We start from the raw sequence: 20,563 nt of genomic DNA on the forward strand, positions 1-20,563 counted from the left end.
GAGACCGACTCAGATGTCGAGGAAGCGGACGTCCTTGGCATTGCGCTGGATGAACGCGCGGCGCGCCTCGACGTCCTCGCCCATGAGGACCGAGAACAGGTCGTCGGCCTGGGCGGCGTCGTCGAGGGTGACCTGGCCGAGGACGCGGTGCTCCTGGTCCATGGTCGTGATGCGCAGTTCCTCGGCGTTCATCTCGCCGAGACCCTTGAAGCGCTGGACGGAGTCGTCGCGGATGCGCTTGCCGTTCTGACGGCCGAGCTCGATCAGCGCGTCCCGCTCGCGGTCCGAGTACGCGTACTCGAAGTCGTCCCGGCCCCACTTGATCTTGTAGAGCGGCGGACGGGAGAGGAACACGTGGCCGGCCTCGACCAGCGGCCGCATGAAGCGGAACAGGAAGGTCAGCAGCAGGGTGTTGATGTGCTGGCCGTCGACGTCGGCGTCCGCCATCAGAATGATCTTGTGATAGCGGAGCTTCGCGATGTCGAAGTCCTCGTGGACTCCGGTGCCGAAGGCCGAGATCAGCGCCTGGATCTCCTGGTTCTGCAGGATCTTGTCGATCCGCGCCTTCTCGACGTTGAGGATCTTGCCCCGGATCGGGAGGATCGCCTGGTACTGCGGGTTGCGGCCGGACTTGGCCGAGCCGCCGGCGGAGTCACCCTCGACGATGAAGATCTCGCACTTGGTGGGGTCGTTCGACTGGCAGTCGGACAGCTTGCCCGGCAGCGACGCCGACTCCAGCAGGCCCTTGCGGCGGGTGAGGTCACGCGCCTTGCGGGCCGCCACGCGCGCGGTGGCCGCCTGGATGGACTTGCGGATGATGTCCGAGGCCTCGTTCGGATTGCGGTCCAGCCAGTCCGTGAGGTGCTCGTGCACGACCTTCTGTACGAAGGTCTTCGCTTCCGTGTTGCCCAGCTTGGTCTTCGTCTGGCCCTCGAACTGCGGCTCGCCGAGCTTGACGGAGATGATCGCGGTCAGACCCTCGCGGATGTCGTCACCGGTGAGGTTGTCGTCCTTCTCGCGCAGCAGCTTCTTGTCGCGCGCGTACCGGTTGATGAGACCGGTGAGCGCCGCGCGGAAGCCCTCTTCGTGCGTGCCGCCCTCGTGGGTGTGGATGGTGTTGGCGAAGGAGTACACACCCTCGCTGTAGCCGCCGTTCCACTGCATCGCGACCTCGAGGGAGAGCATGCGCTCCTTGTCCTCGGCCTCGATGTCGATCACCGTCGGGTGAACCACTTCGCCCTTGCGGGAGTTGAGGTACTTCACGAAGTCGACGATGCCGCCTTCGTAGTGGTACGTGACGGTCTTGACCTCGGCCTTTTCGTCCGCCCCGGCCTCGTCGGCGCCCGCCGTGGCCTTGGCCGACTCGCGCTCATCAGTGAGTTTGATCGTCAAACCCTTGTTGAGGAACGCCATCTCCTGGAAGCGCCGCGAGAGCGTCTCGAAGGAGTAGTCGGTGGTCTCGAAGATGTCGCCGTCGGCCCAGAAGGTGACCGAGGTACCGGTCACGTCGGTCGCCTCGTGCTTGGCCAGCGGGGCCGTCGGGACGCCCAGCTTGTAGTCCTGCGTCCAGCGGTGGCCCTCGGTCCTGACCTCGACGGCCACCCGTGAGGACAGGGCGTTCACGACGGAGACGCCCACGCCGTGCAGACCACCGGAGACCGCGTAGCCGCCGCCGCCGAACTTGCCGCCCGCGTGCAGCACGGTCAGCACGACCTCGAGCGCCGGCTTGCCCTCGGAGGGGACGATGCCCACCGGGATGCCGCGGCCGTTGTCGACGACGCGCACGCCGCCGTCGGCGAGGATCGTGACGTCGATCGTGTCCGCGTGACCGGCCAGCGCCTCGTCGACCGAGTTGTCGACGACCTCGTACACGAGGTGGTGCAGTCCGCGCTCACCGGTCGAGCCGATGTACATACCGGGTCGCTTGCGGACCGCGTCCAGACCCTCGAGGACTGTGATGGCGCTGGCGTCGTACGAGGCTGTGACCTCGCCGTTCTTGCCGGCAGCGGTAGACGGGATGTTCTCGTTGGGGTTGCCGGAATCGGCCACGAAGCGCCCTTTCTGGCACAGCACAATCCAAGCTCCCGGCGGGTGGCCGGAGCGGTTGCGGCGTGTTGCGTTGGTAAGCCTTGGTCAGCGTTGCACACCATTTCCCGACGGTCCCCACGAACGGGGCGGGATTAGCTCCCAGTCTACCGGTAGCGCCGACAGTGATGGGGGTTTGCCGGTACCTGAGTCCTCATGTGCCGCCCTCAACCGGTCTCTCCCGACTCCCCATATGCGGAACGGGGCTCCAAGAGGCTCACAGAGGCACTCAGCGCTTCCGGGTGTCAACCCCCAGCTACTGCGGAGTCAGGTCGGTGTTCGCAACCGCGTCGGGTCACCCGTACGTATCGCCGGGACCGGTGCTGCCAGGGGCGCGCAGGGGGCCGAAGCGGCGAGGGGGACCCCCGGGGCCGAGCACCTTGATCAACCGCACCGTGCCGTGGCCCAGGTCCTCGTTCAGCCGCGCCACCAACTGCGGGGCCAGCAGCCGCAGCTGGGTCGCCCAGGCCGTCGAGTCGCACTGCACCGTCAGGACGTGCTCGTCCTCGTCGTACTTCTGGGGAACGCAGTGCTTGGCCAGGTCGTCGCCGACGATCTCCGGCCAGCGGCCCATCACACCGCCCACCGCCGCCGGCGCCTCCCAGCCGCGCTCGGTGATCAGCCGGTTGATGGCCGCGCCGAGCGCCATCGGGTCACGGCCGTCGGCGCGCGCGCCGGAGCGCAGGCCGCCGCCGCGCCGCGCCTGCTTCTTCTGCTGCGCCGCGTCCCCACGCGCGCGTGCCTGTTCTTTCGCGGCGCGCAGGGCCACGCGCGCGAGGTCCACCCCTGATGGCTCGGGGATCTTCTTGGGCACCTCGCCGGACGCGCCCCCGGCAGCGCCTGCCGACGCGCCCGGTGTGTTTTCCGTCATACCCGCTCCACCGTGCCGTCGGACACGGTGAACCGCGTACCGGCCAGGACGCCCGGCACATCGTCGTCCACCGCGGCGGTCACCAGCACCTGCTCCCCGGGCGCGACCAGCTCGGCGAGCCGTTCACGGCGCCGGGTGTCCAGCTCGGCGAACACGTCGTCCAGGACCAGCACCGGCTCATTGCCCTCCGCCCTGAGCAGGTCGTACGAGGCCAGACGCAGCGCCAGCGCGTACGACCAGGACTCCCCGTGCGACGCGTACCCCTTCGCGGGGAGCTCGCCGAGCTTGAGAAGCAGTTCGTCCCGGTGGGGGCCCACCAGGGTCACGCCCCGCTCGATCTCCTGCTTGCGGGTTTCCACGAGCGCCGCCATCAGCTGCTCGTACAGCTCCTCGCGCGCGTGGCCGACGATTTCGGGCGACGACGGCCGGTACTCCAGCGCGACCGGGCCGCCACCGGGGGCCAGCTGCTCGTACGCCTTGTCCGCCAGGGGCTGGATCGCGGCGACCAGGTCGAGCCGCTGAGCGAGCAGCTCGGCGCCCACGCGCGCGAGGTGCTGGTCCCACACGTCGAGCGTGGACAGGTCCATGGTGCGGCCGCCGTGGCGGCGGGCGAGCGCGGCCGATTTGAGGAGGGTGTTGCGCTGCTTGAGCACGCGGTCGTAGTCGGAGCGGACGCCCGCCATGCGCGGGGCGCGGGCGGTGATCAGCTCGTCGAGGAAGCGGCGCCGCTCACCCGGGTCGCCCTTGACCAGCGCGAGATCCTCGGGCGCGAACAGCACCGTCCGCACGATGCCGAGCACATCACGTGGCCTGACCTGCGACGATCTGTTGATGCGGGCGCGGTTGGCCCGGCCGGGGTTCAGCTCCAGCTCGATGAGCTGCTGGCGCTCGCCCTGCTTCACGGTGGCCCGGACGATCGCACGGTCGGCGCCCATGCGCACCAGCGGCGCGTCGGAGGAGACGCGGTGGCTGCCGAGGGTGGCGAGATAGCCGACCGCCTCGACGAGGTTCGTCTTGCCCTGCCCGTTGGGACCCACGAACGCGGTGACGCCCGGGTCGAGCGGAACCTCGACCCGGGCGTACGAGCGGAAGTCGGCCAGCGACAGATGCGTGACGTGCATGGTCGTTCGCCGACCTCCCCCAACGTGTGCTTCGGGCTCCCGATGTCCGGGACGCCCGGTCTTCGGGTTGTCCCCGGCTGTGGACGACCGGGGAGGCCCTGGGGGCGAAACCCCCAGGGTGTGGATCAGTTCTTCTCGACGGCGTGGCCACCGAACTGGTTGCGCAGCGCCGCGACCATCTTCATCTGCGGCGAGTCGTCCTGTCGCGAGGCGAAGCGCGCGAAGAGCGCCGCGGTGATCGCGGGCAGCGGCACCGCGTGGTTGACGGCTGCCTCCACCGTCCACCGGCCCTCGCCGGAGTCCTCCGCGTACCCCTTGAGCTGCTCCAGGTGCTCATCCTCGTCGAGGGCGTTCACCGCCAGGTCGAGCAGCCAGGAACGGATGACCGTGCCCTCCTGCCAGGAGCGGAAGACCTCGCGCACGTCGGTGACGGAGTCGACCTTCTCCAGCAGCTCCCAGCCCTCGGCATAGGCCTGCATCATCGCGTACTCGATGCCGTTGTGGACCATCTTCGCGAAGTGGCCCGCGCCGACCTTGCCCGCGTGCACCGACCCAAAGTCGCCCTCCGGCTTCAGCGCGTCGAAGACCGGCTGCACCTTGGCGACGTTCTGAGCGTCACCGCCGTACATCAGCGCATAGCCGTTCTCCAGGCCCCAGACGCCACCGGAGACGCCGCAGTCGACGAAACCGATGCCCTTGATGCCCAGCTCGACGGCGTGCTTCTCGTCGTCCGTCCAGCGCGAATTGCCGCCGTCCACGACGACGTCACCGGGCTCCAGGAGCGCGGCCAGCTCGTCGATCGTGGACTGGGTCGCGGCACCCGCCGGGACCATCACCCACACCACGCGCGGGCCCTTGAGCTTGCCCACAAGCTCTTCCAGGCTGTGGACGTCGGCGAGGTCCGGGTTGCGGTCGTATCCGAGGACGGTGTGGCCTGCGCGGCGGATCCGCTCGCGCATGTTGCCGCCCATCTTGCCGAGGCCGACGAGACCGAGCTCCATCAGTTGTTCCTTAGGTTGCGACGTGGCGTGAGGGCACTTTCGTACCTGCGACCGAGCCTAAACCCGGACGTCCACGCACACCTGTGGGCATACGCGCTCAGGCGTACACCCACCTGCCGACTTCGTCAGCCGCTGAGGCGGACCGGCATGATCAGGTACTTGTAGGCCTCGTCCGCCTCCGCGTCCACCGCCGGCTTGCCGCTGAGCAGCGCGGGCTTCGTGGACGTCGTGAAGGAGAGCTGGGCCGCCGGGGAGTCGATGGCGCTCAGACCGTCGAGCAGGAACGTGGGGTTGAAGGCGATCGAGATGTCGTCGCCCTCCAGCTGGGCGTCGACCCTTTCCACAGCCTGTGCGTCGTCACTGGAGCCGGCTTCCAGGATCAGCACGCCCTGCTCGAAGCTGAGCCGCACCGGAGTGTTCCGCTCAGCCACCAGGGCCACACGCTTGACGGCCTCCACGAAGGGGGCGGTCTCGATCACGGCCACGGAGTTGAACTCCGTCGGGAACAGCGTGCGGTACTTCGGGAGGTCGCCTTCGAGCAGACGGGTGGTCGTACGCCGTCCGGCACCCTCGAAACCGATCAGGCCCTCGCCCGCGCCGGAGCTGGACAGCGCCAGGATCACGCTGTCGCCGCCCGTGAGGGCCTTGGCGGTGTCCAGGAGCGTCTTGGCGGGCACCAGGGCCACCGCGGACGCCTCCGGGTTCTCCGGCTTCCACAGGAACTCACGGACCGCGAAGCGGTAGCGGTCGGTCGAGGCCAGCGTGACCGTGTCGCCCTCGATCTCGATGCGGACACCGGTCAGCACCGGCAGCGTGTCGTCACGGCCGGCCGCGATGGCCACCTGTGCGGCAGCCGAGGCGAAGACCTCGCCCGGGACGGTGCCCGTCGCCGACGGCATCTGCGGCAGGGCCGGGTACTCCTCCACAGGCAGCGTGTGGAGTGTGAACCGCGAGGAGCCGCAGACCACGGTCGCCCGTACACCGTCTGTGGAAATCTCCACCGGTCGGTTGGGAAGGGCGCGGCAGATGTCGGCGAGGAGGCGGCCGGACACGAGCACCGTGCCCTCTTCGTCGATCTCGGCGTCCACCGAGACCCGGGCCGAGACCTCGTAGTCGAAGCTCGACAGGCTCAGCGCGCCGCCCTCGGCCTTCAGCAGGAGGCCGGCGAGGACAGGCGCCGGCGGACGGGCCGGGAGGCTGCGTGCCGCCCAGGCCACTGCCTCCGCGAGTACGTCGCGTTCCACCCGGATCTTCACCGTTGCCGCCTCCGTCTGTTGCCGGCGCTCTCGCCCTGCTGGCCTTCGCTGTCTGACTCGGTGTCGTCGATCCCTGTGAGGGGAAGGACACCGGGGACCAGTCTGACGCACCGCGCTGACAGTCGGCGCCCCCCTGGGTCAAGTCGTTCCGAGCGGCACCAGAGCGTCGAACCGAGAGTTGTGCACAGCCCCCACTTCGAAACGGATTCCCAGCTCTCTCTAGTTGGGAGTAGTAGTAGGGGCTGTGGAAACCGTGGATAACCCCGTTTTCCCAGCTCAGACGGCAAATTTTGTCCACCGGGCCTGTGGGTGGAACCGGTGGACAACCGGGGCCCGCTGTGGACGGGGAAAAGTTCTGCACACTCGATGCACAGCTTCGGGGCACTTCTCCCCAGCGCCGTCCCCAGCTTTACCCACGTTCCCCACAGGCCAACCCGGCACCTTCGTGTGACGGCTTTCACTCGACACGGTGATTCGGCGCGTTGCGTTGCCGAACAGTGGACAGGCGTGTGGAGAAGCTGGGGATCGCTGGGGACAACCGGCCCTGGCCTGTGGGTCGTCGGTGGACAACTTCTTGCACACCCTGTGGATCATTTCTTCGTCCACAGTCTGTGGAGATCCTTCGTCCACCAATCCACAAGCACCTGACCTGGCCTGATGGTCTTTCAACAGTGCGCCCTGTGGACACGATCTGGACAACTTCCGGGTCCCCAGGGTGTGGACGCGAGAAAGTGCCCGAATCTGTGGAGGACGGCCGTAACCGGGCCCCCATTCGAACATTGGATGACGACTGGGACACGGCGGGACGGCCCGAAACCGGCGCCGAAACGGCGCGGGAGGCCCTCCGGAGGCGCAGGAAAGCCTCTTGAGACGCACGCGAGGATGCTCAGGAGCGGCTGTGAGGGCGCTTCGGGACAGGTCTGAGGACGCCGCGGGCCGCGTATATGAGGGCGCCGCGGGCCGCCTTGGAGGGCGTGCCGGGAGAGGCCCGGGAACAGCGGAAGGCGCCCTCGGGAGCGTGTCCCGGGGGCGCCTCCTACGGCGTACCGACGTGTCATCGAGCGCCGTACCGACCTGTCCTTCGGCGGCGTACCGCCTTGGTCGTCAGCCGTTCTTGATGCGGTTTGTGAGTTCTGTGACCTGGTTGTAGATGGAGCGGCGCTCGGCCATCAGCGCGCGGATCTTGCGGTCGGCGTGCATGACGGTCGTGTGGTCGCGTCCGCCGAACTGCGCGCCGATCTTCGGCAGCGACAGGTCGGTCAGCTCACGGCACAGATACATGGCGATCTGCCGCGCGGTGACCAGGACACGGCTGCGCGAGGAGCCGCACAGGTCGTCCACGGTGAGGCCGAAGTAGTCGGCGGTGGCCGCCATGATGGCCGGTGCGGTGATCTCCGGGGACGAGTCCTCGCCGCCGGGGATCAGGTCCTTGAGGACGATCTCGGTCAGTCCGAGGTCCACCGGCTGCCGGTTGAGCGACGCGAACGCCGTCACCCGGATCAGCGCGCCCTCCAGCTCGCGGATGTTCCGCGAGATACGGGACGCGATGAACTCCAGGACCTCCGGCGGGGCGTTGAGCTGCTCCTGCACCGCCTTCTTACGAAGGATGGCGATTCGCGTCTCCAGCTCGGGCGGCTGGACGTCCGTGATCAGACCCCACTCGAAACGGTTCCGCAGCCGGTCCTCCAGGGTGACCAGCTGCTTGGGCGGCCGGTCACTGGAGAGCACGATCTGCTTGTTCGCGTTGTGGAGCGTGTTGAAGGTGTGGAAGAACTCCTCCTGTGTCGACTCCTTGTCCGCGAGGAACTGGATGTCGTCGACCAGCAGGATGTCCATTTCGCGGTACCGCTTGCGAAAGCTGTCGCCCTTGCCGTCGCGGATGGAGTTGATGAACTCGTTGGTGAACTCCTCCGAGCTCACGTACCGCACGCGTGTGCCCGGGTAGAGGCTGCGCGCGTAGTGCCCGATCGCGTGCAGCAGGTGTGTCTTGCCGAGCCCGGACTCCCCGTAGATGAAGAGGGGGTTGTACGCCTTCGCCGGTGCCTCGGCGACGGCGACCGCGGCCGCGTGCGCGAAGCGGTTCGAGGCGCCGATGACGAAGGTGTCGAAGAGGTACTTCGGGTTCAGTCGCGCGGTGGGCTCGCCGGGGCCGGCCGCCGGCGCCGGCTGGGCGGCCAGCGGGCCGGGTGCGCCGCTCGATGCGGGGAGCGAGGAGCCGACCGGGCCGCCGCGGTGCACCCGGCCGTTGCCGGACGGGGACGGAGGGGCCTGGTGGTCCCGGCGGCCATCGCGCTGCTCGTAGTCCGACCGCTGCTGCTCGTAGTCGGATCGGGCCTGGTCGTAGTCCTGGCGCTGCTGCTCGTAGGTCGGCCGGTCCATCGACTGCGGACGGTAGTCCTGTGACGGCGTCGCGTACGGGTCGCGGTCCGGGAAGCCGAGGCGCTGCTGCTGCCAGCCGTAGTCGTCCTGCGACGGCCGGGGCCAGGCGCCCGGCTCGGGGCGCTGGTAGTCCGGGTAGGCGGGACGGGCGTTGGGGAGCTGGTCGGGGCGGGCGGACGGCAGGTGATCGCCGGGGCCGCCGGGCAGCTGTTCGCCTCGGCCCGGCCGGTGGTCGTCCGCGCGATGGCGGCCGTACCGCTCGTATCCGTCGCGGTTCTGACTGTCGTAGGGATTCCGCTCGTCGCGGCCCTGGCCGTCGTAGCCGTCCCGACCGCCACGGCTGTCTCGCCCGTCACGCCCGTCACGTCCGTCACGGCCGCTACGGTCCTGGCCGTCATATCCGTCCCGTCCGTCCCGCTCGTCGCGGCCCTGGCCGTCATACGGGTCCCGGTTCTGGGCCGGACCGGAGGGGAGCTCGGGCTCCTCGTACCGGGGCTGGGCGGGCGGCGCCGGGGACTGGGGCTCCCCTGCGGAGTCGTCGACGGTGATCGCGATGCGGATCGGCCGGCCGCACTCGCGACTCAGCGATTCGCTGACGATCGGCGCGAGCCGGCCCTCCAGTACGCCCTTCGCAAATTCGTTCGGTACTGCGAGCAGCGCTGTGTCCGCGACCAGGGCCAGCGGCTGGCAGCGCTTGATCCAGTGCTCGTCCTTGGTCTCCACGCCCTGCCCACGGCCCTCACCGAGGAGTTGTTCCAGTACTCGTGGCCACACTGCGGCAAGATCGGCAGGTACATCAGCCACAGGGCACGCTCTCTCACGGGTCCCACGAACGTGTGGTTCTGGGAACAGGTCGGGATGTAACTCGGGTGAAGCAGGGGGAACGAAACAGATGGGGCGGGGAGAAGGGAACGAATCGGAGTTCAGCCACGGTAGTCAGGGCGACCGCTGCGGTTCAAGTTGTTGTCCCCAGCCTGTGGATAGTGTCTCCCGGAGGGCACTGGTTTGACCGGATGGCGTAGCCGCGCGTACCGTGACCAGGTCGAGTTGTCGATGGCTGCTGCCGCCTGCCTCCGATGGGCACAGATCGCGTCAAGTGATCGGGAAGCGGTGCACTCGGGCGTAATACGAGCTACTCGTGGGCGCACGGTGACAGCCAGGACGGCACCCCGCCACTACTGATTCTTTCTGGAGCCCCCGAGTGAGCAAGCGCACCTTCCAGCCGAACAACCGTCGTCGCGCGAAGACCCACGGCTTCCGCCTGCGGATGCGCACCCGTGCCGGCCGCGCGATTCTCGCGAACCGCCGTGGCAAGGGTCGCGCGAGCCTGTCCGCCTGATTACTTACAGGTCATGATGTCGTGCTGCCTACCGAGCATCGGCTGAGGCGGCGCGAGGACTTCGCGACCGCGGTACGCCGAGGACGCCGGGCCGGACGCCCGTTTCTCGTCGTCCATCTACGTAGCGGTGCAACGGACCCGCACGCGCCTGGGGAGAGCGCTCCCTCGACGCGTGCGGGTTTCGTCGTGAGCAAAGCCGTGGGTGGAGCCGTCGTACGCAACAAGGTGAAGCGCCGGCTTCGCCATTTGATGCGCGATCGAGTGGCCCTGCTGCCCCCCGGTAGCCTGGTAGTCGTACGAGCGCTGCCCGGTGCGGGCGACGCCGACCATGCACAGCTGGCCCGAGACCTGGATGCCGCCCTGGAGCGGCTGCTGGGAGGGGGCGCGCGATGAAGTACCCGCTGCTGGCTCTCATCAAGCTCTACCAGTGGACCATCAGCCCGTTGCTCGGGCCGGTGTGCAAGTACTACCCGTCGTGCTCCCACTACGGCTACCAGGCCATCAGCCGGCACGGTGCGGTCAAGGGAACGGCACTCACCGCCTGGCGCATCCTCCGGTGCAATCCGTGGTCGCTGGGTGGTGTGGACCATGTTCCGCCGCGCAAGCGCCCGCGGTGGCACGAATCGCTGCGTAACGCCTGGCGTGCACGCAAGGGCGGGAACTCCGCCGCCGAACCGGCCACCGAGGGGCACGGTATGTCCGACCACCCCTCGAGCCCGGCCGCCGAGACCCCGTCCCATGCTCAAGGAGCCTGATTAGTGGACACGATTGCCAGTCTTTTCAGCTTCATCACGACACCAGTATCTTGGGTCATCGTCCAGTTCCACTCCGTGTACGGCAAGGTTTTCGGTGCCGACTCGGGCTGGGCCTGGGGCTTGTCCATCGTGTCCCTGGTGATCCTGATCCGTATCTGCCTGATCCCGCTCTTCGTGAAGCAGATCAAGGCCACTCGGGCGATGCAGACGCTGCAGCCCGAGATGAAGAAGATCCAGGAGCGCTACAAGACCGACAAGCAGCGCCAGTCCGAAGAGATGATGAAGCTGTACAAGGAGTCGGGTACCAACCCGCTCTCCTCGTGCCTTCCCATCCTGGCCCAGTCGCCGTTCTTCTTCGCCCTGTATCACGTGCTGAACGGCATCGCGACCGGCAAGACGATCGGCGTTATCGACGATTCGCTGCTGTCCAGCGCGCGTCAGGCGCACATCTTCGGCGCCCCGCTGGCGGCGAAGTTCACCGACGGTGCCGACAAGGTCTCCCAGCTCGGCGCCACGCTGACGGATGTCCGGGTCGTCACGGCGATCATGATCGTCATGATGTCGGCGTCGCAGTTCTACACGCAGCGCCAGCTGATGACGAAGAACGTCGACACCACGGTGAAGACGCCCTTCATGCAGCAGCAGAAGATGCTGATGTACGTCTTCCCGGTCATGTTCGCCGTCTTCGGCATCAACTTCCCGGTCGGTGTCCTCGTCTACTGGCTGACCACCAACGTGTGGACCATGGGCCAGCAGATGTACGTCATCCACAACAACCCGACCCCGGGCAGCAAGGCCCAGGCCGCGTTCCTGGAGCGCCTGCAGAAGCACGTCTCGCACCACGGCAAGACGCGCAGCCGCCGCGAGAAGGCCATCGTCAAGGCGATCGTCGCCAAGGGCCGCGACCGCAACGAGTTCGAGCGCAAGTTCATGAACAGCCTCACCAAGGCGGGTCTCGCGGCCCAGTCCGACGGTGTTGTGGTGAAGAGCGAGAACGCGACCGTGGTCGAGAGCGAGGACGGCACGCCGGTGACCGGCGCCGCCGCTCCCAAGCGGCAGCAGCCCAAGCGGCAGTCCAAGTCCCAGCGCCAGACGGCGCAGGCCAAGGCAGCAGCCGAAGCCGAGCCGAAGACCTCGCTGACCAAGTCCGACGAGCCGCAGGACGCCAAGCCCGACGCCGCCAAACCGGCCGGCGGTGGCACCAAGCCCGGCTCCGGCACCCGCAGCAAGGCCCAGTCCGGACAGCGCAAGGGCCCTCAGCGGCCCAAGTCCCCGTCCAAGAAGTAAGAAGGAGTCCATCCCGTGACGGAAGGCACCATCTCCGCCGCCGCCGAGGGCGACACCCTGTCCCACCTGGAGCAGGAGGGCGAGATCGCGGCGGACTACCTCGAAGGTCTGCTCGACATCGCTGATCTCGATGGCGACATCGACATGGACGTCGAGGCCGACCGAGCAGCTGTCTCGATCATCAGCGACGCCGGCGGCCGCGACCTGCAGAAGCTGGTCGGCCGGGACGGCGAGGTGCTGGAGGCCCTCCAGGAGCTCACGCGCCTGGCCGTGCACAGGGAGACCGGCGACCGTAGCCGGCTGATGCTGGACATCGGTGGCTACCGCGCGAAGAAGCGGGAGGAGCTCTCCGAGCTGGGCGCCAAAACCGCGGCCGAGGTCAAGAGTTCCGGCGAGCCCGTGAAGATGAAGCCGATGACACCCTTCGAGCGCAAGGTCGTGCACGACGCGGTCAAGGCCGCCGGGCTGCGCAGCGAGTCCGAGGGCGAGGAGCCGCAGCGCTTCGTCGTCGTGCTTCCTGCCTGATCGGTCGTACGTTCCTCCGGCCCCGTCTGTTGCGCAGACGGGGCCGAAGTTTGTCAGCCTGGTAGTCCCCGGCAGCTGCGGTCCCGGCAGCTGCCGTCCCTGATAGTCCTGGAAGCCAGCGCTCATGCGCTAATGCGGTACGGAAGGACGGTCCCCGTGACGGAGGCAGCGGAGCTCCCCCCTGCGCCCGAGCAGGCGCGCGAGGTATTCGGCGATCGCTTCGCGGACGCGGTCCGGTACGCGGAGCTGCTGGCCGAGGCGGGAGTGCAGCGCGGTCTGATCGGCCCCCGTGAAGTGCCCCGTCTGTGGGAGCGGCATCTGCTGAACTGCGCGGTGCTTTCGGAGGTCGTGCCCGAGGGTGTGACCGTCTGCGATGTGGGTTCCGGTGCCGGTCTGCCCGGCATTCCGCTCGCTCTGGTCCGGGAAGACATCAAGATCACGCTGCTTGAGCCGTTGCTGCGCCGGACCACCTTCCTCACTGAGGTGGTCGAGCTGCTGGGCCTCGATCATGTGACCGTCGTCCGCGGCCGCGCCGAGGAGGTCATGGGCAAGCTGACCCCGGTCCATGTGGTGACCGCTCGCGCCGTCGCGCCGCTGGACCGGCTCGCGACGTGGGGAATCCCCCTTCTCCGGCCGTACGGCGAGATGCTCGCGCTCAAGGGCGACACCGCGGAGGAGGAGCTGAAGAGCGCTGCCACTGCGCTCAGCAAGCTCGGAGCCGTGGACACGTCCATCCTGCATGTCGGCGAGGGAATCGTGGATCCGCTCTCCACGGTTGTGCGCGTCGAGGTCGGGGAGAGTCCGGGCGGCGTGCGTTTCGCTGCGAAGCGTGCCAAGGCGGCCCGGACGAGCCGGACACGGCGTCGCCGCTGAGCCGGAAGACTCACAACGAACCTCGAACTCTCGGCTCCGCTGCGGCGGAGCCGAGAGTTTTTCGTCACTCCCGTTGATCCGTCCTGACGAAGAGCCGTACTCCACACAAGCTGCCAAACCTACGCATCTCGGAGTGTCGCGCCGCGATGTGCCCAACCGCTATGCATCGTGTTTCACGTGAAACGTCGCTCACTGCTGCACGGCATCATCAGTCGCGGCCGCGCCGCGGCCGAACCCCGCGACCGGAAACCTCTCGGTTCACTCGCAGAGGGTGCGGAGTTGTCCACAGAGGTGGATTTCTCCACAGAAGAACGGGCCTCGCTGGTTCACGACCCCGAAGGCATGGGAGGCTCTGTTCATTGCGAGCCTGAAGTCGAGGAGAGTGAATCCTTGCGGTCCGACGCCAACATCGCGGGACCGATGACCGATCCGGTCCCCGGTCCCCGTACCGAGTCGATGGGGGCGGATGTTTCACGTGAAACACCGCCCCCGATGGACGACACTCCCATCGGTCGCGCTGCCCAACTGGCAGTGGAGGCTCTGGGCCGTGCCGGCGAAGGCCTGCCACGGCCGGAGCAGACACGCGTCATGGTGGTCGCCAACCAGAAGGGTGGAGTCGGCAAGACCACGACCACGGTCAACCTGGCCGCGTCGCTCGCCTTGCACGGCGGTCGCGTCCTGGTCGTCGACCTCGACCCTCAGGGCAATGCCTCCACGGCGCTGGGTATAGACCATCACGCGGAAGTTCCTTCCATCTATGACGTGTTGATCGACAGCAGGCCGCTCTCCGAGGTCGTCCAGGCGGTCCCTGATGTCGAGGGCCTCTTCTGTGCTCCCGCCACGATCGATCTCGCCGGTGCGGAGATCGAGCTCGTGTCTCTGGTGGCACGGGAGAGCCGGCTGGAGCGAGCCATCCAGGCATACGAGCAGCCGCTGGATTACATCCTCATCGACTGCCCGCCGTCGCTCGGTCTCCTGACAGTCAACGCGTTGGTCGCAGGCGCTGAGGTCCTGATCCCGATCCAGTGCGAGTACTACGCGCTGGAGGGACTGGGGCAGCTGCTCCGCAACGTCGATCTGGTCCGGGGGCACCTCAACCCGAACCTGCATGTGTCGACCATCCTGCTCACCATGTACGACGGCCGGACCCGATTGGCGTCCCAGGTCGCGGACGAGGTGCGCAGCCACTTCGGCGACGAGGTTCTGCGGACGAGCATTCCGCGCTCAGTCCGTATCTCCGAAGCCCCGAGCTATGGGCAGACGGTGCTGACCTACGATCCAGGATCGAGCGGTGCCCTCTCCTATCTCGAGGCGGCACGGGAAATCGCACTGCGCGGCGCCGGTGTGGCGTACGACGCGCAACACGCCCACATGGGCGGACCGAACGAACAGAGCATGGTGGAGGGGATTCAGTGAGCGAGCGACGAAGGGGGCTGGGCCGTGGTCTCGGCGCACTGATCCCTGCCGCCCCGACAGGGGAGAGGGGGCCGGCGGTGAATGGAGGATCCACCTCACCGACGTCCGTCCCCGTACTCACCGCCGAGCGTGGGGTGGCGGCAGCCAAGGTGGCCTCACTCCCCCCTGTTTCACATGAAACCGAAAATTCGCTGTCGTACGGGTCGGTGGAGGTGCCGCCGGAGCCCGTCGGCGCGCATTTCGCCGAGCTGCCGCTCGACTTCATCACGCCCAACTCCCGGCAGCCTCGTGAGGTGTTCGACGAGGATGCCCTCGCAGAGCTGGTCACCTCCATCAAGGAGGTCGGTCTGCTCCAGCCCGTCGTCGTGCGGCAGCTGGGCCCGGAGCGCTACGAGCTCATCATGGGCGAGCGGCGCTGGCGGGCCTGCCGTGAGGCGGGCCTCGAGGCCATCCCCTCGATCGTGCGAGCCACGGACGACGACAAGCTCCTCCTGGACGCGCTCCTGGAGAACCTGCACCGGGCGCAGTTGAACCCGCTGGAAGAGGCGGCCGCCTACGACCAGCTGCTCAAGGACTTCAACTGCACGCACGATCAGCTGGCGGACCGCATCGGTCGGTCCCGCCCGCAGGTCTCCAACACGCTGCGTCTGCTGAAGCTCTCTCCGTCGGTCCAGCGCCGCGTGGCCGCCGGAGTACTGTCCGCGGGGCACGCACGGGCCCTGCTCTCCGTGGACGACTCGGAGGAGCAGGACCGCCTGGCCCACCGGATCGTTGCTGAGGGGCTCTCGGTGCGGGCCGTCGAGGAGATCGTGACCCTCATGGGGTCCCGACCGCAGACCGCCACGCGGGCCAAGGGGCCGCGTGCCGGCGCCCTGCTCTCTCCGGCGCTGAGTGATCTGGCGACGCGACTCTCGGATCGCTTCGAGACGCGGGTGAAGGTTGACCTCGGTCAGAAGAAGGGCAAGATCACCGTCGAGTTCGCCTCGATGGACGACCTTGAGCGGATCCTGGGCAGTCTTGCTCCGGGCGAGGGGCCGGTACTGCAGAAGAGCCTTCTGGACGACGACTTCGACGACACGGAAGTCTGAGTCGGCGGGTGGCGGGCGGTTTACAACCGTTCCGCCACCCCGAGCGGGCTGTGTCCGGTGTGTACCGGAACACGGCCCGCTCTTTGCTTTCAGGCGGTATCGAGGGAATCGCTTCATGGATACGATGCGTACGGATATGGCGCATCCACCTGGCGAAACCTTCATTGGGGAGGCGGGGGTCATGCGAACCGTGAGTCGTTCCGGGCTGGTGACCGCGGGACTGGGGATAGGGGCGGTCGGCGGGTTCGTCGGCAGCCTGCTCAGAGAGCGAAGCGCTCTGACAGCCGCCCGTGACGCAGCGGGCGAAGGAAGCGAGGAACTGCCTTCATGGGGCGCCGGCTCGTACCGCTCACGCTGGACAACCTTCAGGACCTTCCCCAACGCTGTCGCTCGTGCGTCTTCTGGGAGCTGGATCCCGTCAGCGGCGAAGCCGCGGTAAAGGCGGGCAGGGCCGCCCTGGAAAAGGAATCCTGGATCTCGGCTGTCCTGCTGGACTGGGGATCATGCGGCCGGGTCGTCTACGTGGACGACGTACCGGTCGGCTTCGTGATGTACGCGCCTCCGGCGTATGTCCCTCGCTCCACGGCTTTTCCCACGAGCCCCGTCTCTCCTGACGCGGTCCAGTTGATGACCGCGTTCATCATGCCGGGGTACCAGGGGCAGGGGCTCGGCAGAGTGATGGTCCAGACGGTTGCGAAGGATCTGCTGCGCCGGGGGTTCAAGGCGATCGAGGCCTTCGGGGATGTCCGGTGGAAGGAACCGGCGTGCGTGCTGCCCGCCGATCATCTGCTGGCCGTCGGCTTCAAGACGGTCCGGCACCATCTCACTCACCCGCGGCTGCGGCTGGAGCTGCGGACGACGTTGTCCTGGAAGGAAGACGTGGAGCTGGCGTTGGACCGGCTGCTGGGGGCAGTGCAGAAGGAGCCTGCCCTGCGGCCGCTGTGATCCCCTGACTCCACCCCGGTTGCCGCCTCGTTGTCGCTGCGGGCTGCCCGCTGCGACTCGCCTCTCTCCTCTTAAGCGAATGGGCCAGCCCTCGGGCTGGCCCATTCGTGTTTCACGTGAAACATCGCCGTCCGTGCGACGGCGTCGTCGACTACTCGGCGATGAAGTCCTCGAGGTCCCGCACGATCGCGGCCTTCGGCTTCGCGCCGACGATGGTCTTGGCGACCTCGCCACCCTGGTAGACGTTCAGGGTCGGGATGGACATGACGCCGTACTTGGCAGCCGTACCCGGGTTCTCGTCGATGTTGAGCTTGACGATCTCGATCTTGTCCCCGTACTCGGCAGCGATCGCCTCGAGCGACGGCGCGATCTGGCGGCAGGGTCCGCACCAGGCGGCCCAGAAGTCCACCAGGACGGGCTTGTCGCTCTTCAGGACGTCCTGCTCGAAGGAGTCGTCGGTCACATTCTTCAGGGTGCCGGCCACGGCGGGCTCCTTAACTTGGTGATGCGGTGGGGCGGACGGGGTCAGACAGCTGTCTTCTCGGGCTCGGCAGTCGCCTCTCCGTCCGCGAGGGCGGCGAGGAAGCGCTCCGCGTCGAGGGCGGCGGAGCAGCCGGTGCCGGCGGCGGTGATCGCCTGGCGGTACGTGTGGTCGACGACGTCACCGGCGCCGAAGACGCCGGTCAGGTTGGTGCGGGTCGAAGGCGCCTCGACCTTCAGGTAGCCCTCGCCGTCCAGCTCGAGCTGTCCCTTGAACAGCTCGGTGCGCGGGTCGTGGCCGATCGCGATGAACAGACCCGTCACCGCCAGGTCGGAGATCTCGCCCGTCTGCAGGTTGCGCAGCTTCAGACCGGAGAGCTTCGGGTCGCCCTCGATCTCGGCGACTTCGCTGTCCCAGATGAACTTGATCTTCGGGTCGGCGAACGCCCGCTCCTGCATCGCCTTGGAGGCGCGCAGGGTGTCCCGGCGGTGGACGATCGTCACGGACTTGGCGAAGCGGGAGAGGAACGTGGCCTCTTCCATCGCGGTGTCGCCGCCGCCGATGACGGCGATGTCCTGGTCCTTGAAGAAGAAGCCATCACAGGTGGCGCACCAAGAGACGCCGCGTCCGGAGAGGGCGTCTTCGTTGGGCAGACCGAGCTTGCGGTGCTGCGAGCCCGTCGTGACGATGACGGTCCTGGCGTGGTGGACAGTGCCCGCCGTGTCGGTGACGGTCTTGATGTCTCCCGTCAGGTCGACGGCGACGACGTCGTCCGGGATCAGCTCGGCGCCGAAGCGCTCGGCCTGGGCACGCATGTTGTCCATGAGCTCGGGGCCCATGACGCCGTCCTGGAAGCCGGGGAAGTTCTCCACCTCAGTGGTGTTCATCAGGGCGCCGCCCGCGGTGACGGCCCCCTCGAACACCAGCGGCTTCAGCGACGCGCGCGCGGTGTACAGGGCCGCCGTGTAGCCGGCGGGCCCGGAGCCGATAATGATCACGTTACGGACGTCGCTCACGGCTTGATTCCTCGTCTCTGGAGACTGCTGCGTACTGCTGGTGGGAGCCTCTCTCAGAACTCTCACCCCACCCAACGGATCCTAAGGGGCTTGCATTCCCAGTGTGTCCGGGCACACGGGGCCGCCACAGCGTACGGGGATCCGGCGGAATTCTGGAGTCGGCGTCATCCGGTCGGGCTGGGCTCGCAACAGTGGGTCCTCTGTGCCGTCCTACCGAGCGTCTTGCCGGTCGGGACCAGCCGTACTCCCGATCAGGACGAGGCGTATGACTGCTTCACCAGAACCTTGCCCGAGGCGCCCTTGGGTTGGCCCACGCACGTGGCATCGACGATGTACGCCGTGACCAAGGTGCTGTCGGAGCGGTCGGGCAGAACGACCAGATAGACCTTCGTCCCGTTGTAGACGCCCTTGGAGGCCGCGAGCGCATCCTCGGTGCGGTTGATGCCCTTCTGGATGCACTTCGGTACCGGGACCACGGGCACCTTCAGGATGTGCGGTCCGCCGTCGCTCGACCCTGTCGCACCGAAGTCAGGTTCAGTTGACTTCCCGCTGCTGCTGTCCGGTCCCTTGCGTGCAGCGAGGAGGCCGGCGACCTGCTCCTCCAGCTTGCCCTTGGAGAAGGTGTGGGCTGCGTCGGTGTGCGCCTCCGTGGCCGAGGGGGTGTCGCCCGGGTTGTCATCCGTCACCGACTGGACAAGGAAGGTGCCCAGTCCCAGAGCGGCAACGGTGAAGAAGGCCCCGAGCGCGATGGTTCCGCGACGGCTTCGGCGTGTCCGAGGCGTGCGTCCCGGGCCGGTGGCGGCTCGGGAATGTCCCGCTGGTCGACCACCAGCGGAAGCGGTGGACGTTTCACGTGAAACATCGGTCTCGTCCATCGCGCGTTCTTCGGCATCTACGTCGCCGTCGTCGGGCGTCGCGGGGGAACCATCAGCTGACGTGGCGGTGCTCGCGTAGGCGGCCTGGGGATCGGGCGTCGTCGCGCTCAACAAGGCTTCCGCGGCCAGGGCGGCATCGATCCTGCCCGCCACATCGGCCGGCATGCGGGACGGGCCCGGGAGTGTGCCGAGGAAGCCTCGGATCTGCTCGAGAGAGGCGTACACGTCGGCGCAGAGCGGGCAGCCGTTCAGATGCCGGCGCACGTCCGCGGTACGGGAAGGGGGGAGCAGACCTTCGGTGAGGTCGGAGATCTCCGTGACTTCCGGGTGCCCGGCCGTGTCGGTCGTGGATGTCACGCTCGCCCACCTCCGCCCTTCACAGCAGCTGAATCGCTTGGCCCTGCATCATGTGGTCCCGCTGCGGGTGGGACGGATGGCCCCTGAGTCCGGTTCCTTCCGCCGCTCGCCTTCTCGCTGTCCTTGCCGACCCTGCCGCTTCCGCTCTCCGGGCGGAGGTGGGCGAGCAGGGGCTGCAGTCTGGCTCTGCCTCGGGCGCAACGGCTCTTCACCGTGCCAGTGGGCACATCGAGGACGCGGGCGGCCTCCGCCACTGGGTAGCCCTGCATGTCCACGAGGACGAGCGCGGCCCGCTGGTCGGGAGGGAGGGTGCCCAGGGCCTCCAGGAGTTCCCGGTGCAGGTCGTTGCGCTCCGCGGGCACGGACGCCGACTCGTGCGGTTCCAGGAGCTGCTCAAGACGTTCGGTGTCGTCTACGGGCGACGTCTTTCTGGAGGCGGCCTTGCGGGCGCGGTCCAGACACGCGTTCACCGTGATGCGGTGCAGCCAGGTCGTGACGGCCGACTGGCCGCGGAAGGTGTGGGCGGCCCGGTAGGCGGAGACCAGAGCGTCCTGGACCGCGTCAGCGGCCTCCTCGCGGTCTCCCAGCGTCCGCAGGGCCACCGCCCACAGGCGGTCGCGGTGGCGCCGTACAAGCTCACCGAAGGCGTCTGGGTCGCCCTCGACATGGCGGGCGAGCAGGTCTTCATCCCTTGCCTCGCCGTGCACGGCGCCTTCTGCCATCGGCCCCTCCCTCGGGGCAACCTTACGGATTTTGCCGCAAGAACGCGATGGGTATGCGGGTGGGCGCAGATGTGGTGCGGCACGGCCAGCGTGCCGTGAACGAGATGGTGATGCAAGTCACGTGCAATATGAGAGAAAGATCAAGATTGACTCCTTTGCATTCTTGATCAT

19 protein-coding genes are annotated in these 20,563 nt (G+C 67.8%); 9 read left to right on the forward strand and 10 right to left on the reverse strand.

Annotated elements, in window-relative coordinates; genetic code table 11:
- Nucleotides 1-9 precede the first annotated feature (9 nt).
- The 6 genes from gyrB to dnaA all read right to left on the reverse strand — a co-directional run bounded on the left by gyrB (nucleotide 10) and on the right by dnaA (nucleotide 9,517).
- The gene (gyrB, locus tag ACFWM2_RS38640; protein ID WP_383290510.1) at nucleotides 10-2,073 is read right to left on the reverse strand and encodes a DNA topoisomerase (ATP-hydrolyzing) subunit B; all 2,064 of its coding nucleotides are present in this window, start codon (nucleotides 2,071-2,073) and stop codon (nucleotides 10-12) included.
- Nucleotides 2,074-2,380: 307 nt separating this feature from the next.
- On the reverse strand, nucleotides 2,381-2,956 hold the full coding sequence (locus ACFWM2_RS38645) for a DUF721 domain-containing protein (protein WP_383290513.1): 576 nt from the start codon (nucleotides 2,954-2,956) through the stop codon (nucleotides 2,381-2,383).
- The gene (gene recF, locus ACFWM2_RS38650; protein WP_383290516.1) at nucleotides 2,953-4,077 is read right to left on the reverse strand and encodes a DNA replication/repair protein RecF; all 1,125 of its coding nucleotides are present in this window, start codon (nucleotides 4,075-4,077) and stop codon (nucleotides 2,953-2,955) included. The genes ACFWM2_RS38645 and recF overlap by 4 nt, the downstream gene beginning before the upstream one ends.
- 125 nt (nucleotides 4,078-4,202) lie before the next feature.
- Nucleotides 4,203-5,078 carry a phosphogluconate dehydrogenase (NAD(+)-dependent, decarboxylating) gene (gene gnd, locus ACFWM2_RS38655; protein WP_383290519.1) on the reverse strand — a complete coding sequence of 292 codons (876 nt, stop codon included), beginning with the start codon at nucleotides 5,076-5,078 and terminating at the stop codon, nucleotides 4,203-4,205.
- Between the two features lie 125 nt (nucleotides 5,079-5,203).
- The gene (dnaN, locus tag ACFWM2_RS38660; RefSeq protein ID WP_383290522.1) at nucleotides 5,204-6,334 is read right to left on the reverse strand and encodes a DNA polymerase III subunit beta; all 1,131 of its coding nucleotides are present in this window, start codon (nucleotides 6,332-6,334) and stop codon (nucleotides 5,204-5,206) included.
- Between the two features lie 1,104 nt (nucleotides 6,335-7,438).
- On the reverse strand, nucleotides 7,439-9,517 hold the full coding sequence (gene dnaA / locus ACFWM2_RS38665; protein WP_383290525.1) for a chromosomal replication initiator protein DnaA: 2,079 nt from the start codon (nucleotides 9,515-9,517) through the stop codon (nucleotides 7,439-7,441).
- A 397-nt stretch (nucleotides 9,518-9,914) separates the two neighbouring features.
- Between dnaA and rpmH the strand changes: the two genes are divergently transcribed.
- The 9 genes from rpmH (at nucleotide 9,915) to ACFWM2_RS38710 (ending at nucleotide 16,941) form a co-directional block, all read left to right on the forward strand.
- Nucleotides 9,915-10,052, forward strand: coding sequence for a 50S ribosomal protein L34 (rpmH, locus tag ACFWM2_RS38670; protein WP_006381191.1), 138 nt, complete (start codon nucleotides 9,915-9,917; stop codon nucleotides 10,050-10,052).
- Nucleotides 10,053-10,073: 21 nt separating this feature from the next.
- Nucleotides 10,074-10,445 carry a ribonuclease P protein component gene (gene rnpA, locus ACFWM2_RS38675; RefSeq protein ID WP_383290529.1) on the forward strand — a complete coding sequence of 124 codons (372 nt, stop codon included), beginning with the start codon at nucleotides 10,074-10,076 and terminating at the stop codon, nucleotides 10,443-10,445.
- Entirely contained in the window at nucleotides 10,442-10,807 is a 366-nt protein-coding gene (gene yidD / locus ACFWM2_RS38680) for a membrane protein insertion efficiency factor YidD (protein ID WP_383290532.1), read from the forward strand. The genes rnpA and yidD overlap by 4 nt, the downstream gene beginning before the upstream one ends.
- 3 nt (nucleotides 10,808-10,810) lie before the next feature.
- Complete coding sequence (gene yidC / locus ACFWM2_RS38685; protein ID WP_383290535.1) at nucleotides 10,811-12,094, forward strand: membrane protein insertase YidC; 1,284 nt, start codon at nucleotides 10,811-10,813, stop codon at nucleotides 12,092-12,094.
- Between the two features lie 15 nt (nucleotides 12,095-12,109).
- A complete protein-coding gene (locus tag ACFWM2_RS38690) occupies nucleotides 12,110-12,619 on the forward strand; it encodes a protein jag (RefSeq protein ID WP_383290538.1) in 510 nt (169 codons plus the stop codon).
- A 156-nt stretch (nucleotides 12,620-12,775) separates the two neighbouring features.
- Nucleotides 12,776-13,492, forward strand: coding sequence for a 16S rRNA (guanine(527)-N(7))-methyltransferase RsmG (gene rsmG, locus ACFWM2_RS38695; protein WP_383290541.1), 717 nt, complete (start codon nucleotides 12,776-12,778; stop codon nucleotides 13,490-13,492).
- 342 nt (nucleotides 13,493-13,834) lie between these two features.
- On the forward strand, nucleotides 13,835-14,908 hold the full coding sequence (locus ACFWM2_RS38700; RefSeq protein ID WP_383290635.1) for a ParA family protein: 1,074 nt from the start codon (nucleotides 13,835-13,837) through the stop codon (nucleotides 14,906-14,908).
- Nucleotides 14,905-15,996: a ParB/RepB/Spo0J family partition protein gene (locus ACFWM2_RS38705; protein WP_383290544.1), complete on the forward strand. Its 1,092-nt coding sequence runs from the start codon at nucleotides 14,905-14,907 to the stop codon at nucleotides 15,994-15,996. Before ACFWM2_RS38700 ends, ACFWM2_RS38705 begins: the two co-directional genes overlap by 4 nt.
- Nucleotides 15,997-16,323: 327 nt before the next feature.
- Nucleotides 16,324-16,941: a GNAT family N-acetyltransferase gene (locus ACFWM2_RS38710; RefSeq protein ID WP_383290547.1), complete on the forward strand. Its 618-nt coding sequence runs from the start codon at nucleotides 16,324-16,326 to the stop codon at nucleotides 16,939-16,941.
- Nucleotides 16,942-17,092: 151 nt separating this feature from the next.
- On the opposite strand, the gene trxA is transcribed toward ACFWM2_RS38710, so the two are convergent.
- The 4 genes from trxA to sigM form a co-directional block, all read right to left on the reverse strand.
- Complete coding sequence (gene trxA / locus ACFWM2_RS38715; protein WP_007383275.1) at nucleotides 17,093-17,425, reverse strand: thioredoxin; 333 nt, start codon at nucleotides 17,423-17,425, stop codon at nucleotides 17,093-17,095.
- 41 nt (nucleotides 17,426-17,466) lie between these two features.
- Nucleotides 17,467-18,438: a thioredoxin-disulfide reductase gene (gene trxB, locus ACFWM2_RS38720; RefSeq protein ID WP_383290551.1), complete on the reverse strand. Its 972-nt coding sequence runs from the start codon at nucleotides 18,436-18,438 to the stop codon at nucleotides 17,467-17,469.
- Nucleotides 18,439-18,689: 251 nt separating this feature from the next.
- The gene (locus ACFWM2_RS38725) at nucleotides 18,690-19,670 is read right to left on the reverse strand and encodes an anti-sigma factor family protein (protein WP_383290554.1); all 981 of its coding nucleotides are present in this window, start codon (nucleotides 19,668-19,670) and stop codon (nucleotides 18,690-18,692) included.
- Nucleotides 19,667-20,392 carry an RNA polymerase sigma factor SigM gene (gene sigM, locus ACFWM2_RS38730; protein ID WP_383290557.1) on the reverse strand — a complete coding sequence of 242 codons (726 nt, stop codon included), beginning with the start codon at nucleotides 20,390-20,392 and terminating at the stop codon, nucleotides 19,667-19,669. Before sigM ends, ACFWM2_RS38725 begins: the two co-directional genes overlap by 4 nt.
- Nucleotides 20,393-20,563 lie beyond the last annotated feature (171 nt).

This window comes from Streptomyces sp. NPDC058371 (assembly GCF_042723265.1).
In the GTDB taxonomy this organism is placed as follows: Bacteria; Actinomycetota; Actinomycetes; order Streptomycetales; family Streptomycetaceae; genus Streptomyces.